Consider the following 16,191-nt stretch of genomic DNA (forward strand, 5'->3'; position numbering starts at 1 on the left):
ACTGAGGCTCCTCTTCCTCGGCATCGCACTGCGACCCTTTCAGGCTGGTTCGGGCGGAGGGTTTTGTCAATAAGATAATTTAGTTTAATTATTCTATTGCTCCTTTCATGATATCGGCGCTATCCATATCGGCAGAGACGAGGGCGGCGAGATGACACGGCAATCCGGCAAGCAGCAGATCGCGATGGGCAAGAATCCTGAGCGCAGCCGCGACCACAATCGTCGTGTCGTGCTCGATGTCGTGCGCATGCATGGTTCGCTCGGCCGCATGCACATTGCCAAGCTCACGCATCTGACCGCGCAGGCGGTGGCCAACATCGTCGACGAGCTCGTCAGCGAGGAGCTGCTGATGGAGATTGGAAGGTTGCGCTCCGGCCGCGGCCAGCCGCCGATCCAGTTTGCCGTCAACCCTGACGGGGCCGTGACCATCGGCGTGGAAATCGCCGCCGACCATATGGTGACGACAGTGCTCGACCTCTCCGGCAAGGTGCGCTCGGAAACTATCATGCCGGTGGACAATACCAGCCCGGAACATATCGTTCCGCTCTTTGCCGGCGAGGTGAAGAAGGTCCGAAAGCACTTCCCTTCCAAGCTTCTCGGCATCGGTGTGGTCATGCCCGGCCCCTTCGAGATCGAAGGCATGAGCTCGGTCGGCCCGACCACCCTGCCCGGCTGGAGCAGCATCAATCCGGCTGCATTGCTCAGCGAAGCGAGCGGCGAGACCGTTATCGTCGAAAACGATGCGAATGCTGCCGCCGTCGGCGAGCGGCTGTTCGGTGCGGGCCGCGCCATTTCCAATTTCTGCATGATCTATTTCGGCGTCGGCGTCGGTCTCGGGCTGATCCATGACGGCGCGCCTTTCCGCGGCGCCTTCGGCAATGCGGGTGAAATCGGCCATGTGGTCGTCGCCCCGCGCGGAAAACCCTGCCCCTGCGGCCAGCGCGGCTGCCTGGAGCGTTATGCCTCGCTGCATGCGCTGAAGGAGAAGCTCGCCGAGGCGGGCTATGAGAATGCCGATTTTGCGGCGATCGAAGTGCTGCATCGGGAGGGCAATCCCGTCGTGAAGGAATGGATCGCGGAGACCGCTGATTATCTTTCGCCAATGGTCGCAATGCTGGAAAATATCCTCGATCCGGAGACTGTCATCCTCGGCGGTGCGCTGCCGGATGCCGTCATCGACGAGATCGTCGCGGCTATGCAGGCGCTGCCCGTTTCCGTTGCCAGCCGGCGCACGCGCGCCCTGCCGCGCGTCATCCGCGGCCAGACGGGTCAGTTGACGGCCGCCCTCGGCGCCGCCGCGCTGCCGCTTTTCGAAGCCGTCACCCCCAAACTCGACATTTCACCGACCGCCGTCGCCGATAACGCAGCCTAAGATGCGTGCCGCCGGTCTGCCCCAATGGAGGAACCATGCTGACCGATCGAGATCGTATTGAGAAACAGAAGCGGAGCCTTTCGCTCACGCGGCTGCACCGGGCCCTGTCCCGCCTGACCTCGACCGTCACCATGATGAATACCGGCGCCCATCCCGATGACGAGCATAACGGCCTGCTCGCCTATCTGCGCCTCAGCCTCGGCATGCGCGTCATCGTCGCCTGCTCGACGCGCGGCGAAGGCGGGCAGAATGCGCTCGGACCGGAACGGCTCGGCGCGCTCGGCATCATGCGAAGCCGCGAGATGGAGGAAGCCGCCTACGAACTCGACGCCGATGTGCACTGGCTCGGCCACGGCCCTGATGATCCGATCCATGATTTCGGCTTCTCCAAGAATGGCGACCGGACCTTCGACCGTTGGGGCGAAAAGCGCATCGTCGAGCGGCTGGTGCGCGCCTACCGCAAGGAACGTCCCGATATCGTGCTGCCGACATTTCTCGACGTACCGGGTCAGCATGGGCATCACCGCGCGATGACGCGGGCGGCGGAAACGGCTGTTGGACTTGCCGCCGATCCGTCGGCTTTTCCCGAACATTTCGACGAGGGTCTGACGCCGTGGCAGGTCGCGAAATTCTATCTGCCGGCATGGTCAGGCGGCGGGGATACTTATGATGACGAAGTGCCGCCGCCGGTTATGACATTGCCGCTCGAGGCCACTGATCTCGAACCTGTCAGCGGCGTCAGCTACGACCAGATCGGCGAATGGTCGCGGTATTACCATGCCTCACAAGGCATGGGCCGCTGGTACGATATCGGCGATACCGAATGGCCACTGCATCTGAAGCTCAGCACGCAGGGCTCTGTCGCAGAAACCTCCATCCTCGATTCGCTTCCCTCGACGCTCGCCGAGCTCGCCCGCGAAACGGAGCTGCCGCAAAGTGTCGTCGATGCGCTGATGCGGGCGGATGGCGCAATCGGCAAGGCGATCGAGCGCTTTCCGGAACGATCCGCCATCGTCGATGCTCTGCTGCAAGCGGCACATCAAGTTGAAAAGGTACTTAAGGAAGCGCCTGAAGCGTTCCTCGAAACGCACGGGCATCGTCTGCAGCGCAAGCTCATGGAAATCGATGCCGCACTTTGTGAAGCCGAACAGGTCTTCGTCCGGGCGGTTGCCGAACCCGCCGCGCTTTCGGCTGGAGCAACCGGCACACTGATCCTCCATCTCAGCGGCAATGCCGGGACCGCCGTTGTCGACGCCGAAATAAGCTTGCCGGCGGGCATTTCGGCAAGCCTCAAGGAAACCTTGACGAAGCGGATCGTGTACGCGCTGACAGCGGCGGCGGATGCACCGCTGACGCGGCAATATCAGCCGGGATGGTCGAGCCTCGGCGGTAATGGCAACGCGTCAGTCGATGTGAGGGCGCAGATCGGAAGCCGTTCGGTCACGGTAACCGTCGATCTTGAGGAGCCGCTTACAGTCGCGCCGCAACACTCGCTGAACCTTCAGCCCAATGCCTTCATCATCCCCGTGGAGGGCGAGAGGCCGGAGCTGACGATCAAGGCTGCGTCTGCAGGACGTGTCGGCTTTTCCGCGCCGACCGGCTGGGCGATCAAGGAGGCTGATGGCGCGCTCACGCTTTCGTCTCCCGCCTCGATAACGCCCGGCCTCGTCACCATTTCGCCACTTGTGGACGGACAGCCGGCGATGCGCATCTCGCCGATTGCCTATCCGCATATCGGCCGCACCAGCTTTCGCGAACCGGAACTGCTGCGCATTCTGGCGCTCGACCTCAAACGGCCCGAAGGAGCCAAGATCGGCTATGTCGGCGGCGGCGCGGATCGCGTCGGGCTCTGGCTTGGCCGCATGGGGCTCGATGTCACCGAACTCGATGCGCAGGCCCTGTCCGGCGATCTCTCGCGCTTCACGACCGTCGTCGTCGGTATCTTCGCCTTCGGCATTCGCAAGGATCTCGCTGCTGCGACGGCCCGCCTGCATCGCTTCGTCGAAGACGGCGGCCATCTGCTGACACTCTACCACCGTCCGAGCGATGGCTGGCAGCCGGATGCCACACCGCTGAGGCGGATCGATATCGGTTCGCCCTCAGTGCGCTGGCGCGTGACCGATCCGACAGCAGAGGTGACCGTGCTGGAGCCTGATCATCCACTGCTCAGGGGACCAAACAAGATCACATCCGCGGATTGGGATGGATGGGACAAGGAGCGCGGGCTCTATTTCGCGGCCCGCTGGGACGATGCCTATGTGCCGCTGCTTGCCATGCACGACCCCGAGGAACAACCACTCAAGGGCGCATTGATTTCGGCTGAGATCGGCAAGGGACGGCACACGCATACGAGCCTCGTGCTGCATCACCAGCTCGACAAGCTGACGCCAGGCGCCTTCCGGCTGATCGCCAATCTCGTCCAGCCCGCCTGAGGCAACAGGAATGGATGCATCCACAGCAGCCAGGGACAGCCGTTTCGGCATTGTCTGGCTGCTTTCCGACACGACGCTGGTGACCGGCATGACGGTGCTGGTGAAGATGCAGGGTGCGTCCTATCCGGCGATCCAGCTCGTCTTCATCCGCGCACTGATCGGGCTCATGCTGATCCTGCCGATGATCTGGCGGCATCGCCGGCAGCTTGCCAATCCCAGGGATCCGCTGCGCAACATCATGCGCATCAGCTGTAATGCCGTCGCGCTGACCAGCAATTTCGTGGCGCTCACCATGCTGCCGCTGGTGCTGGTCAATGCGCTCGGTTTCACGCGGCCGCTGGTTTCGATGCTGATGGCCGTCGCCATGCTCGGCGAACAGGTCAGCCGATGGCGTTGGATCGGCGCGGTGTTCGCCTTTGTCGGCGTGCTGATCATGCTGGCGCCGGATACATTCGCCTGGAATCTCGGGCTGGTGGCGGTGCTGCTTTCCATCGTCTTCGGGGCGCTGGCGACGATCCAGACGCGGATGCTGCATTACGAGAATACCACCGTGATGATGGTCTTCTATACGGCCGGCCTGACCGTTATCACCTTCACTCCAGCACTCTTCGTCTGGCAGCCGGTGCGCAGCGAGGACTGGCCCGCCCTGCTCGGCATCGGCCTTCTGGCTCAACTCGGACAATTCTGCTTCCTGCGTGCCTATCAGATTGCCAGCGCCAGCCTGCTTGCGCCCTTCGGCTACCTGTCGATCGTCTTTGCGACGGCGAGCGGTTATGTCTTCTTCAATGAAGTTCCCGATCTTCGCACGCTCATCGGCATTGTCGTCATCATCGCAACGCTGCAGGCAGTCGCTTTCCTGGAACGACGCAAACGTTAATGCGTTGACGCAATTCCGGACGCAAAACCGCTGCGCACTTTTGCTGGAATTGCTTTAGCGCAGCGTCGGGTCCAGCCTGTCGCGGAGCCAGTCACCCACAACGGAGACGGACAGCGTAGTGATGACGATCACCGCAGCCGGCATCAGCATGATCCACGGTGCGGACTGAATATAGTCGCGACCGTAACCCACCATATTGCCGAGGCTCGTCTGCGGCGGCTGTAGGCCGATGCCGAGGAAGGAGAGGCTCGATTCCAGCAGGATCACGGCGGGGATATTCAGCGTCATGGCGATGACGATCATGGCGGAGATATTCGGCAGGATGTGGCGCAGATAGATACGCCAGGGCGAGGCACCGATGTCGCGCGCCGCGGCCGCATAGCCCTGCGCATTGGCCGAGATCGCCAGGCCACGGGCGATGCGAGTCACCTGCTCCCAGCCATACAGGCCGAGCAACATGATGAAGATCGGCAGCGAATTGCCGAGGAAGGCAAGTACGGCAATTGAGATGATCATGAAAGGCATGGCGAGCTGCGCATCGACGAAGGTCAGGATGACCTGATCGACCCAACCGCGGAAATAGGCGGCGATAAAGCCGAGCGTCACGCCGACCGCAGTCGAGAGCATTGTGGCGCAGATCGCAATGGTCAGCGAGATGCGGATCGAGATCAGCGCACGCGAAAACACGTCGCGGCCGAGCTGGTCCGTTCCGAGGATATGGGAGAAATCGCCGTCGAAGAAGACGGGTGGCTTTAGCCGTGCGCGTACATCTACCGCCATGAAATCATATGGGACGATCAGCGGCGCGATCACGGCGATCAATATCACCAGGCCAAGCCAGAACAGGGCGATCAGAACTGCTGGTGGCCATGCCTCCAGGAACGCCGTGATCTTCTTCTTTTCCTCGATGACGCTGCCGCTGGCGGCAATCTGCTGGTCGAGAGCCATGTCGTTCTCCCTCAAGCTGTTGCGCCGCGACCGCGGCTGCGCATGCGCGGATCGATGAGCCCGTAGAGCAGATCGACCATGAGGTTGGAAATCACCATCATCAGACCGATCAGGAGCACGATGACCTGTACCACGGCGAGATCGCGTGCCTGAACCGAGGAGACGAGCAGCCGGCCGATGCCCGGCCAGGAGAAGACGCTTTCGACGATGACGGCGCCGCCAACGAGGCTGCCCATCATGAAGCCGAAGATGGTAACAATCGGCACGGCGGCATTGGGCAGGACATGGCGTGTGACGATCTCCGAGGACCGTACGCCCTTGGCGGCCGCGGTACGTACAAAGGGACGGCCGATCACTTCGATCATGGCCGAGCGCGTATAGCGGGCGATGATGGCGGCACCCGCAATGCTCAGCGTCGCAATCGGCAGGATCATGTGGGCATAAGTCGAATAACCGCCCGACGGTAGCCAGCGCAATTGCACGGCGAAGATCAGCGCCAGCACCAAACCGAGCACGAAGGTCGGCACGGTGAAGCCGAGCACAGAGACCGACATGATGAGGCGGTCGAAGAAGGAATTTCGGTGCAGTGCCGCGGTGACGCCGGCCGCGATGCCGAGCGCGGTCTTGATGAACAGCGTCGGCACCATGATCTGAAGCGTCGCCGGCAACCTCGCCAGCACTGACTCAATTGCCGATCGGTTCTCCCGCATCGAGTTTCCGAGATCGCCATGGATGATGGCGATCAGGTATTTATAGAACTGCACCCAGAGCGGCTGATCGAGGCCCCACTGGCGACGGAATGCGGCAATCACCTCGGGCTGGGTTTGCGCCGGATCGAAGAAGCGCGTCGCGGGATCGCCTGCAACACGCAGGATGATGAAGGTAAACGTGACGATGATGAAGAGCGTCACCAGCGCCCGCAGCAGGCGGACCAGAATGAATTGCAGCATGTCAGGCCGCCTCCCCGCCAACGAGCGACGGATTGTTGACGAGATGGCAGGCGACGGAACGGCCACCTTCGGCGATGAGTTCGGGTTTGAGCGAACGGCAGGCCGGGCGCGCCTCCGGGCAGCGCGTGTGGAAGGGACAGCCCGATGGTACGTTGACGGGATTGGGCGGATCGCCGGTCAGGATGATGCGGCTGCGCGCCGGTCTTCCCGGCTGCGGCACGGCAGACACTAGCGCCTTCGTATAGGGATGGGCGGGAGACTGCAGGATATCTTCAGGGATGCCCATCTCGACGATGCAGCCGAGATACATGACGGCTACGCGATCCGCCACCTGGCGCACGACCTTCAAGTCATGGCTGATAAAGACGCCGGTAAAACCGGTGCGGGCGCGGATATCCTCGAAGACATTCAGCACCTGCGCCTGCACCGAAACATCGAGCGCAGAGACGGGCTCGTCGCAGACCAGCAGTTCCGGCTCCATCGAGAGGGCGCGGGCGATGATGACGCGCTGGCGCTGGCCGCCGGAGAGTTCATGCGGATAGCGGCTGCCGTGATGGGTGATCAGACCGACGGCGGCCATCACTTCGGCGACGCGGCGCTTGCGGTCGGCCGGCGTCATTTCGGGATTATGGATGATCAGCGGCTCTTCGATCTGACCGGCAACGGCGATACGCGGATCGAGCGCGCCGAGCGGATCTTGATAGATCATCTGCATGCGTTTGCGCATGGCACGCCAATGGGCGTTCGGCACCGCACCGACTGGTTCGCCGCCGAACCAGACATCTCCCGATGTCGGCGGAATATGGCCGAGCAGCAGCCGCGCGGTCGTCGACTTGCCGCTGCCGCTTTCGCCGACGATGCCAAACATTTCGCCCGGAGCCACAGTGAAGGTCAGGCCATCGACTGCCTTGAGGGTCTTTGCCGACGAGAACAGGCCGCTGCGTTGGCGGAGCGTATAGTGGCGCTTCAGCGCGCGAACGGAGAGAGCGCCCTTCATTACGCCACTCCCGCGGCACTTGCCTGAACGACAGCTGATGTCTTTGGCACAAAGGAAGATACTGCGCCGAGATGGACGCAGGCAGCCACATGCCTGTCATCCGCACTCGCCGAACGCATGGGCGGCACACATTGCAAACAGTCTTCATCGGCCAGCATGCAGCGCGGCGAGAAGGTACAGCCCGGCGGCAGAGCGCTCGGCGGCGGCACCGTGCCGGGAATGGCCATCAAGCGCTGGCGCGGGCCGTCTATGCGCGGCAGGGCGGCGATCAGGCCGCGCGTATAGGGATGGGCCGGATTAGCGAACAGATCCGATGTCGGACTGTCTTCTACGATGCGGCCGCAATACATGACTGCGACACGTTCGGTCATTTCCGCCACCATACCGAGATCGTGCGAGATCAGCACCAGCGCCATGCCGCGCTCGCGCCTGATATCATCGAGAAGGTCCAGGATCTGCGCCTGGATCGTCGCGTCGAGCGCCGTCGTCGGCTCGTCGGCGACGAGAAGATCGGGGTTGCCGGCAAGCGCCATGGCGATCATGACGCGCTGGTTCATGCCGCCAGAAAACTCATGCGGATATTCGCCGAGCCGCTGGCGAGCATTGGCAATGCCGACGCGGTCGATCAGCCGCTCGGCCTCCTTGCGGGCCGCCTGCCCCCACATGCCCTGATGCAGCCGCAGCGCTTCGGTGATCTGCCAGCCGATCTTGTGAAGCGGATTGAGCGAGCTCGACGGATCCTGGAAGATCATGGCGATCCGTCCGCCGCGCACACAGCTGAGCGTTGCGTCGTCGGTGCCCAGGATCTCCCGACCCCCGAGCGTCACGGAACCGCTGACACGGGCATTGCGGCCGAGCAGGCCGAGTGCCGCCATCCAGGTAATCGACTTGCCGCAGCCGGATTCACCGACGATGCCGAGCGCCTCGCCGCGCGACAGCGTCAGATCGATGCCGTGCAGCGCACGGGTGAAATGACGGTTGCTCTCGAAATCGACCGATAGATTGCGAATTTCGACAAGGCTCGACGGCGTGCTCATGCTCGTTTTTCCCTGACTAACTTTGTTGCTGGGTGAGATTGCCGACCTGCAGGATGTAACGGTCCCGCCCTTCCAGGATCACGCAGCTCAAGACCTGCTGTACATAGGCGCCGGTATCGACGTTGATGCGGTTCGGAAAGCTTTCGACTGCGTCGCGATGGCTGTGCCCGTGAACGACAACCTTGCCGAAATTCTTGCGCGAGAGCAGAAACTTGTCGCGTATCCATGTCAGATCCTCACGCCGCTGATCGGCGAGCGGGCGATCCGGATCGACCCCGGCGTGGGCGAAGAAATAATCGCCATCGCTGTGCGAGAATGGCAGCGAGAGCATGAAATCCTTATGACGTGCCGGAAGCGCGGAGAGAAATTGCTGCCGCAACGCCTCGGCAATATCGGGATCGGCAACGGCTGCGAGCACGTCGTCTTTCGGGAGCCCGTAGGAGGCGAGCGTTTCGAGGCCACCCTTCAAAGCCCAGGGCGAAACGATACTGGCATCGTCGACGAAGGCGATCAGCCAGTCGTCGTGATTGCCTCTCAGGCACATGACCTGTGCATTGGCCGGCGGGTTTGCCTTCTGGTCGATGATCATGTCGATCACGTCAAGAGAATTCGGACCGCGGTCGATGACGTCGCCCAGATAGATGATCAGCGTCTGCTCGGCCGGATACCGCTCCAGATCAAAGGCGATCGCCTGCTGCATCGCTTCCAGGAGATCGTCATAGCCGTGGATATCGCCGATCGCATAGATCCGGCGCGGGCCGGTCTCGGCAGGGTTTGCATTGTCGAATTCGGGCCAGTCGCCATCCGTCCGGTCGACGGGCAGCACGCGGCGCATCGGGGCAATCATCAACACTATCCTTGGAAGAATGGAGGGCGGGATGGCCTGCATCCCGCCCCGCCTGCATTACTTCTTGATCGAGAAAGCACCCGGACGGAAATCCATGACGAACATGGCCGACGGCTTCCACTGGATGTCGGCGCGCTTGCCGTAGAGGATGGCGTTCTGGTGCAGAACGATCAGAGCCGGATCTTCGACTTCGATGATCTCCAGCGCGCGGGCAAAGGCCTTCTTGACTTCAGCCTTGTCGGTCGAAGTGTTCAGGACGGTGCAGAGCTTGTCGAACTCCTCGTTCTTCCACATGCCGGTCTTCGGGTTCGTACCGCTGTGGTAGGAACCGTTCGGGCAATTGTTGGCGAGCAGCGAGACCGGATAGGCGAAGTATGCCGTGTTCGAAAGATCCTGCATCATACGGTCCGGAGCCGGATCGTTCGGGTTGTCGACAACCGAGAAGTCGATGTTGAAGCCGATCTTGCGCAGGTTGTCGAGATCGAACTGGGCAACCGTCAACTCGTTCGGATAGTAGTCGTTGTGGACACGGTATGTGATCGCTTCGCCCTTGTAGCCGGCCTCAGCCAGCAGCTTCTTGGCGAGCTCCGGATCGTAGGCCGGCGACTTGAAATCTTCCACGAAGAGATCGCCGAACAGCTTGTGCTGGAAACCCTGCGGAACGGCGGTAAGGCCACCCCAGAGCGAGTCGACGATCGTCTGGCGGTCGATCGAGTGCGAGAGAGCCTGGCGGATCAGCTTGTTCTTCAGCGGGCCGTTGTTCGTGTCGAGCGCGATGAAGCGGATATTGGCAACCGGACCGCCGGCGACTTCGAAATCGGAATTGCCCTTGATCATCGGAACCTGATCCGGACCGACGTCGCTGACGATGTCGTATTCGCCTGATAGCAGGCCGTTGATGCGGCTTGCGGCTTCCGGAACGATGTTGAAGTTCAGCTTGGCGATCGGCGGCTTGCCGCCCCAGTAATCGTCATGGGCAACGAGATGGATGGCCGACCCCTGATCGACGCTGTCGACCTTGTAAGGGCCGGTTGCGACTGGATGCAGGGCGAAATCCTTCCAGGACTTGGCGTTCTGGAAGGCGCGCTTGGAGATGATGGCGGCATAATTGACGCGGGCGAGACGCGCTTCGGTATCGAGCGTCGACTTCTGCATGACGAAGCGGACAGTATAGTCGTCGACCTTCTCGACCGACTTCAAGAGCGGCCATTCGGATTTGCGGCCTGCAGCGCTAACGGCCGGCGGAACGATGCCGGTCGTGCCATCGGCACGCGTGAAGGTCGGCTGGTTGGCGTCACGGGCTTTCGCCTGTTCCGGCAGCAGACCATAGCGTTCGTCGGAGAAGGAGAAGACCACGTCGTCGGCCTTCATCTCGTCACCATTGTGGAACTTGACGCCCTGGCGCAGCTTTACTTCCAGGATCTCGGGCGAAACCCACTTCCATTCGGTGGCGAGGCCCGGCTTGGCGCCGAGGTTCGGATCGGACAGATCGAGCGCGATCAGCTGCTCGTAGATGTCGTTCTGATATTTGCGGGCTGCCGTACCCGTATTGTCGGTCGTATCGAGCGTGCCGGCGCTGCCCATGCTCTGCAGCGCGACATTGATGGTCGGACGGTCTTCGGCACGCGCGATCTGGTTGAAGCCGAGGACCGTGGTGGCAAGAAGGGCTGATGTCAGTGACAATGTTCTGAAATTCATGTTCATGGCTATGTCTCCGTTCGGAAAAATGGCGCCGGCTCTGAAAAGCCGGCATGGCTTCGCCGTTCGCCTGCCACTCCTCAGTCGGCCTGCGTCCGGGATCTGAATGAAGCGCCCCGGCTAATCAGGGCGCTGTCTGATGAAAATGCTTAAAGCGTGCCGCGATCTTTCAGATGCGTCTGCCACGCTTTAGTTTTTTGTTTTGCGCATGCGTTATCGCAAAACCGCTACGCGTTTTTGCGCGTCATGCTTATGCGGTCTGCAATTCGACCTTCAGTTCCTCGCGCCGCATCGGCTCGGCCGCCGGCCTGCCTTCGAGAACGAGATCGGCTTCGTCGATATAGTGATGGGTGCCGACGCGGGCGATCGCGATGCGGGAGACCTTGTCGCCGGCAGATGCGGTAAAGTGGGTTACGACAGGTGTCGAAACCGGTTGGCCGCCATCCAGCAATTCGTGCATGACGCGGCCGGTCATCGTGGCGGCCGGCTCGACACCGAGAAGATGCAGCACGGTCGGGGCGATGTCGTAGATACCGGTGCGCGAGGCGATCACCTCGCCGCCGTGGCGGATGCCGGCGCCACCGCCGACGAGCACGGCAGCAAGCTCGGTCGCATGCAGGCCGCCATGCGTGCCGCCCCCAACCGGAATGTTGTAATTTGCGGCATCGCAGTAAGAGGTGCCGGGAATGCCGTGGGCGTTGCTGTCGTTATCGCCCTTCAGGTTGATGTAGAGATCCGGCGCGCGGTGATGGGCCGCGCCCGACAACCCTAGCGCCAGCGTGCCGGCGATGATGCCCTCGCTTGCGCCCGGTGCGATCGCCCGCGTGAAGGTCGCGCCGTACCATTCCTGTGCGGCCAGCACATCGAAGGCTGCCTGCAGCAGGCCGCGGTCGAACTTGCGCAGCCACAGGCCAGGGGCGCGGCCGCCGCGGTAAAGGATGTCGGCGTTATTTTCGAAGTGGTGGTCCGCCGAAATGCCCGCGTCTCTCAACGCTTCGCCGACGGAAATGAATTTCGCCGAGGTGGAATGGCCGTGATCCGAGGTTACGAAGATCGCGATGGCATCCCTCTCCGGCTGGCGTTCGCGCCACTCCATGAGGTCACCGATCGCCGCATCGCAATCGCGCATCGAGGCGAGCATGCCTTCGGCGCCGAGGCCATGAACATGCGAGGCGCTGTCGACCTCGGTCAGCCAGATGATCGCCGCCGACGGTTTCCTGGCAGGCCAGACGCTATCGGTGAAGACAGAGACCGCGCGCCGTTCAGCGCCACGGTTGAAGCCGGTCGGCGGAACGGAATGCCGCTCGGCAATCTCGACCGCTAGCTCCGGCGGGAAGGCAATTGCCGGATGGCGAACATTGAAGCCCGCCTGCCCCCAGTCCGCGCCCTTCCAGTTCAACGCAGTGAAGGAGCCCTGCCCGCTCGACGTGACGGTCGCGAAAGAAAGTCCGTGCTTGGCAAGCGTTTCCGACAAATTGGTCGCCGTCGCCATGCCGCCGACGAGGCGCCGGTCGCTGGCCCGCCAGTCGTGGATCGTGTCGGTGCCCGTCAGCCGGCCGGAGCCGTCGCGCGAATAGAACTCGTTGCCGAGAACGCCAGTCGTTTCGGGGCGTGCGCCGCTTGCAAGCGCCGTCAGCGCGCCGCGCGTCTCGCTCGGGAAAACCGTGCGGTGATCGCGGCTCGTAACACCGGACGCCTTCAGGCTCGCGAGATTGGGCATGGTCGTCGCGTCGATCATATCCGGCCGCAGGCCGTCGACACCGAGCACGATGACATGACAGACATCAGTCATCTTCATTCACCTTCTCTTCTATTGTCGCGCCAGCAGGACCGGCATTGTCATTGACGCTTTGGGGATAGAGGACGCTGGCGCCGGCCTCCGTCAGCAGGCGCACGAATGGCTCCTCCAGCGGCTGGTCAGTCACGAAGGTCTCGATTTCGGAAAATGGAATACTGCGATAGCGGCCGACGGCACCGATCTTGGTATGGTCGGCCACATAGATATTGGAACGGCTCTGTGCGGCGAGCCGTGTCTTGAGCTGCATGTAGTGCTTGGTGCGCTCGACCAGCCCGTATTCGGCATCGAGACCATAGACGCCGATGATCGACAGGTCGAAGCTGCAGTCGCGGATCGCGTCGAATACTTCATCACCAAGCAGCGTCTTGCCGTTATAATCATATTCGCCGCCAGTCAGGATAACCTTGTGACGCAGGCCCGCCTGCAGCGCCTCGCCGATGGCAGGCATATTGGTCATGACCGTTACCGGCGGGCCGTTGCGCATCGCCTGGGCGACAGCAAGCACCGAGCTTCCGCCCGTCATGAATATCCATTGATCGGGCTGGATCATCGCGGCGACGAGATTGCCGATCGCCTGCTTTTCAGCCCGCTCCATGTTGACGCGCTCGTCGAGCGCCGCCTCGCGGCCTGACGGGATCGCGCCGCCGTAAACACGCTGCAGCGAGCCGCCCCGCTCCAAAGCCACGAGATCGCGCCGGATCGTTTCCGTCGAAACACCGAAGGTCTCGGCAATCGCGCTGATCGACATGCCGCTGCCGCCATTGATGAGGCGGATGATGGTCTGGTGACGGCTGGCTGCGGGAAGCTTGGACATGAAACAACTGCTCGCCTTGATGACGAGGCATTTCTAGGCCGGTCATGTTTCAACGCCGTGACAGTTTTTTGATGTTTTTGTTTATGCCCTCAAAGTCGCACAAAGTTCCACATTTGCGCGCTATATGCCTTTGTCGTTCGCCGTGACGAGTCAAATGATCGGTGCGTGGCCAGTTTCCGAAAAATGGCAAGTCCGCAAGAAATGCGCCAAACGCGTAAATAGGAGGATTTTTTCAGTTGACCGCGATAGGTCACCTGCATATGTTCCGCGCACTTCCGGCCGGGGTGCTTCGCACCGCGGAGAGTGAGAGCGTAGCTCAGCCGGTAGAGCAACTGACTTTTAATCAGTAGGTCTCGGGTTCGAACCCCGACGCTCTCACCATAATTTCTTAATGAAATCAAATTTTTAGAGATAGCAACCGGCACAGATTGCTGACGCCTATCGCCCAGCTTTTACCGCACATGGCGAGCATGTGCGGCACACGATTGGCGCAGGGCATATCGGGAATTTGCCGAGTTGGCAGAGCGGTGGGCTGACCGCCTTCCAGTCGAATCGCGACGAATCCGCGACACTGCCGCCCTCTGTTTCATGCTCACGCCTAGGCCAGCAGCCGCTAATTCCTGTGATTTCTCTGAAAGTTTGGTCATGTCCTTCTCTCTGGCAACGCGGCACAGGCACGCCCAATTGATGAACGGCTCGCTCTTCTCTGGGGCTGGGCGGGCCGCTCGGATTTTCTTGGCGTTCGCCTACAAGGGCAGGCATTCGCTGGCCAATCAAGCGGCGCCGGTGTAAAGCACGTGCCATGGCCCTAGATCCTCAGAAGGCATTTACAGATTACAGTGCGGCGGACTGCAGCGTGCAGTTCTGGACCGCCAACGCACCGGCCGTGCAATTCACCTCTCTGGAAGCCGCCGTCAGGTTCGCAAAAGACCATGGCGGCAGATGGGAAGAGATTGAGATAACGGTCCATCTGCCGCGCGAAGACATCGTCTTCGCCACCGGAAAGGTGCATCAGCTAATTGATGCTTTGCCAGGTGACGCCCGGGAAAAGCGATAGCCAGGTCGATCAGACATCGGCACTGGTGACGGAAACCTGCCCGCGGACGACAGGGCTTGCTCCTACGGGCAGCCTCAGCCGGGTCGCGCTTCGGTCCGCTACGATGGCTATCTGTCGCCAAAGATGACCGATTGCGATGTCAAATCGGAAACGTACTGCGCATATACCGGCCGTTGCAGGCGGCTGCCAGGGACACAAGTCCAATGATCCCATCTCCTCAATGCGAGGCGTTTTCATTGATTAATTTCGCTCACAATGATAATAAATCCCATCGATAGAGCGTATCGGGCGATATTTTCATAATGAGCGATTTTGATCATTTAACTGGTCGACAGTTGGCGGCCGCCCGCGTTTTACTGGGGATTGGTCAGGTTGAGCTGGCCAGCAGGTCAAATGTATCAGCACCGACCCTGCGACGCATGGAAGCCAGCGAGGGCGCTGTCGAGGGCATGCGCAATAACGTCGCGTCAGTCATTGCGGTATTGCAAGCCGCCGGTGTCACCTTTCTTGACGGGAACTATTCCGGTTCAGGCGGCCCAGGTGTCCGCCTGAAGCAGCCTGCCGACGCGTCGATCGACGTCAAAGAACGCGAGACTATTCAGTATCGTGAGTTTTATGAGAATGATGCACCTCCTGGTGCTGGAGGTTAAAATGGCGAAAACACCCAAAGAACCAAAGCTCGAGCATTCCGATTTCTCCGGCGAGTTCGAAGATGACGGCGTAACCGTGCTCGTCGATATACATCGGCCGGCGGGCACCAATGGCGATTGGACTCTCGAGGTCATTTCGCAAACCGAGGTCGTGACGACCTGGGAAGATGCATTCGCAACGGATCTGGAAGCTTGGGAAGAGTTCCTGGCCACCGCAGAACGAGATGGCGTGCGGAGCTTTCTCGATGAGGATGAGCCGCTAGTGCATTGATGGGATCGACCGGTTCCCTGGCCTCTCGTCGCCGCCCACCAATCCGTGCACTGCCACATTGAGGAGACCTTGTAAGCTTCTGGTACTGGTGCCGGAAGCTTATCAATGCGATTCGCAATACTCGCCATCAGTAGCTGCAGGAGCGACCATCCCTGGGCCTGAAGCCATCTTCACAGGCGCGATTCATCGAATCTCCCGGCACGTAGCCTGAGGCGGAGCCGTATGAATTCGGGGGCGTTGCGCATGCCGTGAGCAGCGAGATGCCGATCAGCGCTCCGGCGGCTACCAATGCCCGAAATCTGCTCATCAATGTTTCTCCTCGGTGGATGTTCCGGCGTCAATCTCTCACGCTAGAGCGCCCTGCGTCCATTCGGACGCACAAAGGACGCTCTAACTCCTTGAATCTACGCATCAGGCTTTCCGAAAATCGATTCCGATTTTCG

The 16,191-nt window shown here is 61.2% G+C and carries 15 protein-coding genes and 1 tRNA gene; 7 read left to right on the plus strand and 9 right to left on the minus strand.

The window, feature by feature from the left end:
• Positions 1-151: 151 nt before the first annotated feature.
• Genes PMI11_RS34070 through PMI11_RS34080 form a run of 3 tightly spaced genes read left to right on the plus strand, consistent with a single transcriptional unit; the run spans position 152 to position 4,681 of the window.
• Entirely contained in the window at positions 152-1,372 is a 1,221-nt protein-coding gene (locus tag PMI11_RS34070; RefSeq protein ID WP_007826726.1) for an ROK family protein, read from the plus strand.
• A gap of 35 nt (positions 1,373-1,407) precedes the next feature.
• Complete coding sequence (locus PMI11_RS34075; protein ID WP_007826728.1) at positions 1,408-3,804, plus strand: PIG-L family deacetylase; 2,397 nt, start codon at positions 1,408-1,410, stop codon at positions 3,802-3,804.
• 10 nt (positions 3,805-3,814) lie between these two features.
• Complete coding sequence (locus PMI11_RS34080) at positions 3,815-4,681, plus strand: DMT family transporter (protein WP_007826729.1); 867 nt, start codon at positions 3,815-3,817, stop codon at positions 4,679-4,681.
• A 54-nt stretch (positions 4,682-4,735) separates the two neighbouring features.
• Here the strand turns inward: PMI11_RS34080 and PMI11_RS34085 are convergent, their stop codons facing one another.
• The 8 genes from PMI11_RS34085 to PMI11_RS34120 all read right to left on the minus strand — a co-directional run bounded on the left by PMI11_RS34085 (position 4,736) and on the right by PMI11_RS34120 (position 13,770).
• Complete coding sequence (locus PMI11_RS34085; protein WP_007826731.1) at positions 4,736-5,629, minus strand: ABC transporter permease; 894 nt, start codon at positions 5,627-5,629, stop codon at positions 4,736-4,738.
• An 11-nt stretch (positions 5,630-5,640) separates the two neighbouring features.
• The gene (locus PMI11_RS34090) at positions 5,641-6,579 is read right to left on the minus strand and encodes an ABC transporter permease (RefSeq protein ID WP_007826733.1); all 939 of its coding nucleotides are present in this window, start codon (positions 6,577-6,579) and stop codon (positions 5,641-5,643) included.
• A gap of 1 nt (position 6,580) precedes the next feature.
• On the minus strand, positions 6,581-7,576 hold the full coding sequence (locus PMI11_RS34095) for an ABC transporter ATP-binding protein (RefSeq protein ID WP_007826734.1): 996 nt from the start codon (positions 7,574-7,576) through the stop codon (positions 6,581-6,583).
• Complete coding sequence (locus tag PMI11_RS34100) at positions 7,576-8,613, minus strand: ABC transporter ATP-binding protein (protein ID WP_007826735.1); 1,038 nt, start codon at positions 8,611-8,613, stop codon at positions 7,576-7,578. Before PMI11_RS34100 ends, PMI11_RS34095 begins: the two co-directional genes overlap by 1 nt.
• A 16-nt stretch (positions 8,614-8,629) precedes the next feature.
• A complete protein-coding gene (locus PMI11_RS34105; RefSeq protein WP_007826736.1) occupies positions 8,630-9,460 on the minus strand; it encodes a metallophosphoesterase family protein in 831 nt (276 codons plus the stop codon).
• A 57-nt stretch (positions 9,461-9,517) separates the two neighbouring features.
• Positions 9,518-11,164, minus strand: a complete 1,647-nt coding sequence (locus tag PMI11_RS34110; RefSeq protein WP_007826737.1) for an ABC transporter substrate-binding protein — start codon at positions 11,162-11,164, stop codon at positions 9,518-9,520.
• A gap of 244 nt (positions 11,165-11,408) precedes the next feature.
• Entirely contained in the window at positions 11,409-12,956 is a 1,548-nt protein-coding gene (locus PMI11_RS34115) for an alkaline phosphatase family protein (protein WP_244430747.1), read from the minus strand.
• The gene (locus PMI11_RS34120; RefSeq protein WP_007826739.1) at positions 12,943-13,770 is read right to left on the minus strand and encodes a DeoR/GlpR family DNA-binding transcription regulator; all 828 of its coding nucleotides are present in this window, start codon (positions 13,768-13,770) and stop codon (positions 12,943-12,945) included. Before PMI11_RS34120 ends, PMI11_RS34115 begins: the two co-directional genes overlap by 14 nt.
• A gap of 305 nt (positions 13,771-14,075) precedes the next feature.
• On the opposite strand from PMI11_RS34120, the gene PMI11_RS34125 reads away from it, so the two are divergent.
• The 4 genes from PMI11_RS34125 (at position 14,076) to PMI11_RS34140 (ending at position 15,748) form a co-directional block, all read left to right on the plus strand.
• Positions 14,076-14,151 (plus strand) — tRNA-Lys (locus tag PMI11_RS34125).
• A gap of 421 nt (positions 14,152-14,572) precedes the next feature.
• Positions 14,573-14,827, plus strand: a complete 255-nt coding sequence (locus PMI11_RS34130; RefSeq protein ID WP_007826740.1) for a hypothetical protein — start codon at positions 14,573-14,575, stop codon at positions 14,825-14,827.
• A gap of 302 nt (positions 14,828-15,129) precedes the next feature.
• A complete protein-coding gene (locus PMI11_RS38320) occupies positions 15,130-15,477 on the plus strand; it encodes a helix-turn-helix domain-containing protein (protein ID WP_037072658.1) in 348 nt (115 codons plus the stop codon).
• A gap of 1 nt (position 15,478) precedes the next feature.
• Entirely contained in the window at positions 15,479-15,748 is a 270-nt protein-coding gene (locus PMI11_RS34140; protein ID WP_007826745.1) for a hypothetical protein, read from the plus strand.
• A gap of 127 nt (positions 15,749-15,875) precedes the next feature.
• On the opposite strand, the gene PMI11_RS38325 is transcribed toward PMI11_RS34140, so the two are convergent.
• Complete coding sequence (locus tag PMI11_RS38325) at positions 15,876-16,055, minus strand: hypothetical protein (protein ID WP_007826747.1); 180 nt, start codon at positions 16,053-16,055, stop codon at positions 15,876-15,878.
• Between the last annotated feature and the right edge of the window lie 136 nt (positions 16,056-16,191).

This window comes from Rhizobium sp. CF142 (genome assembly GCF_000281145.1).
Lineage (GTDB): Bacteria > Pseudomonadota > Alphaproteobacteria > Rhizobiales > Rhizobiaceae > Rhizobium.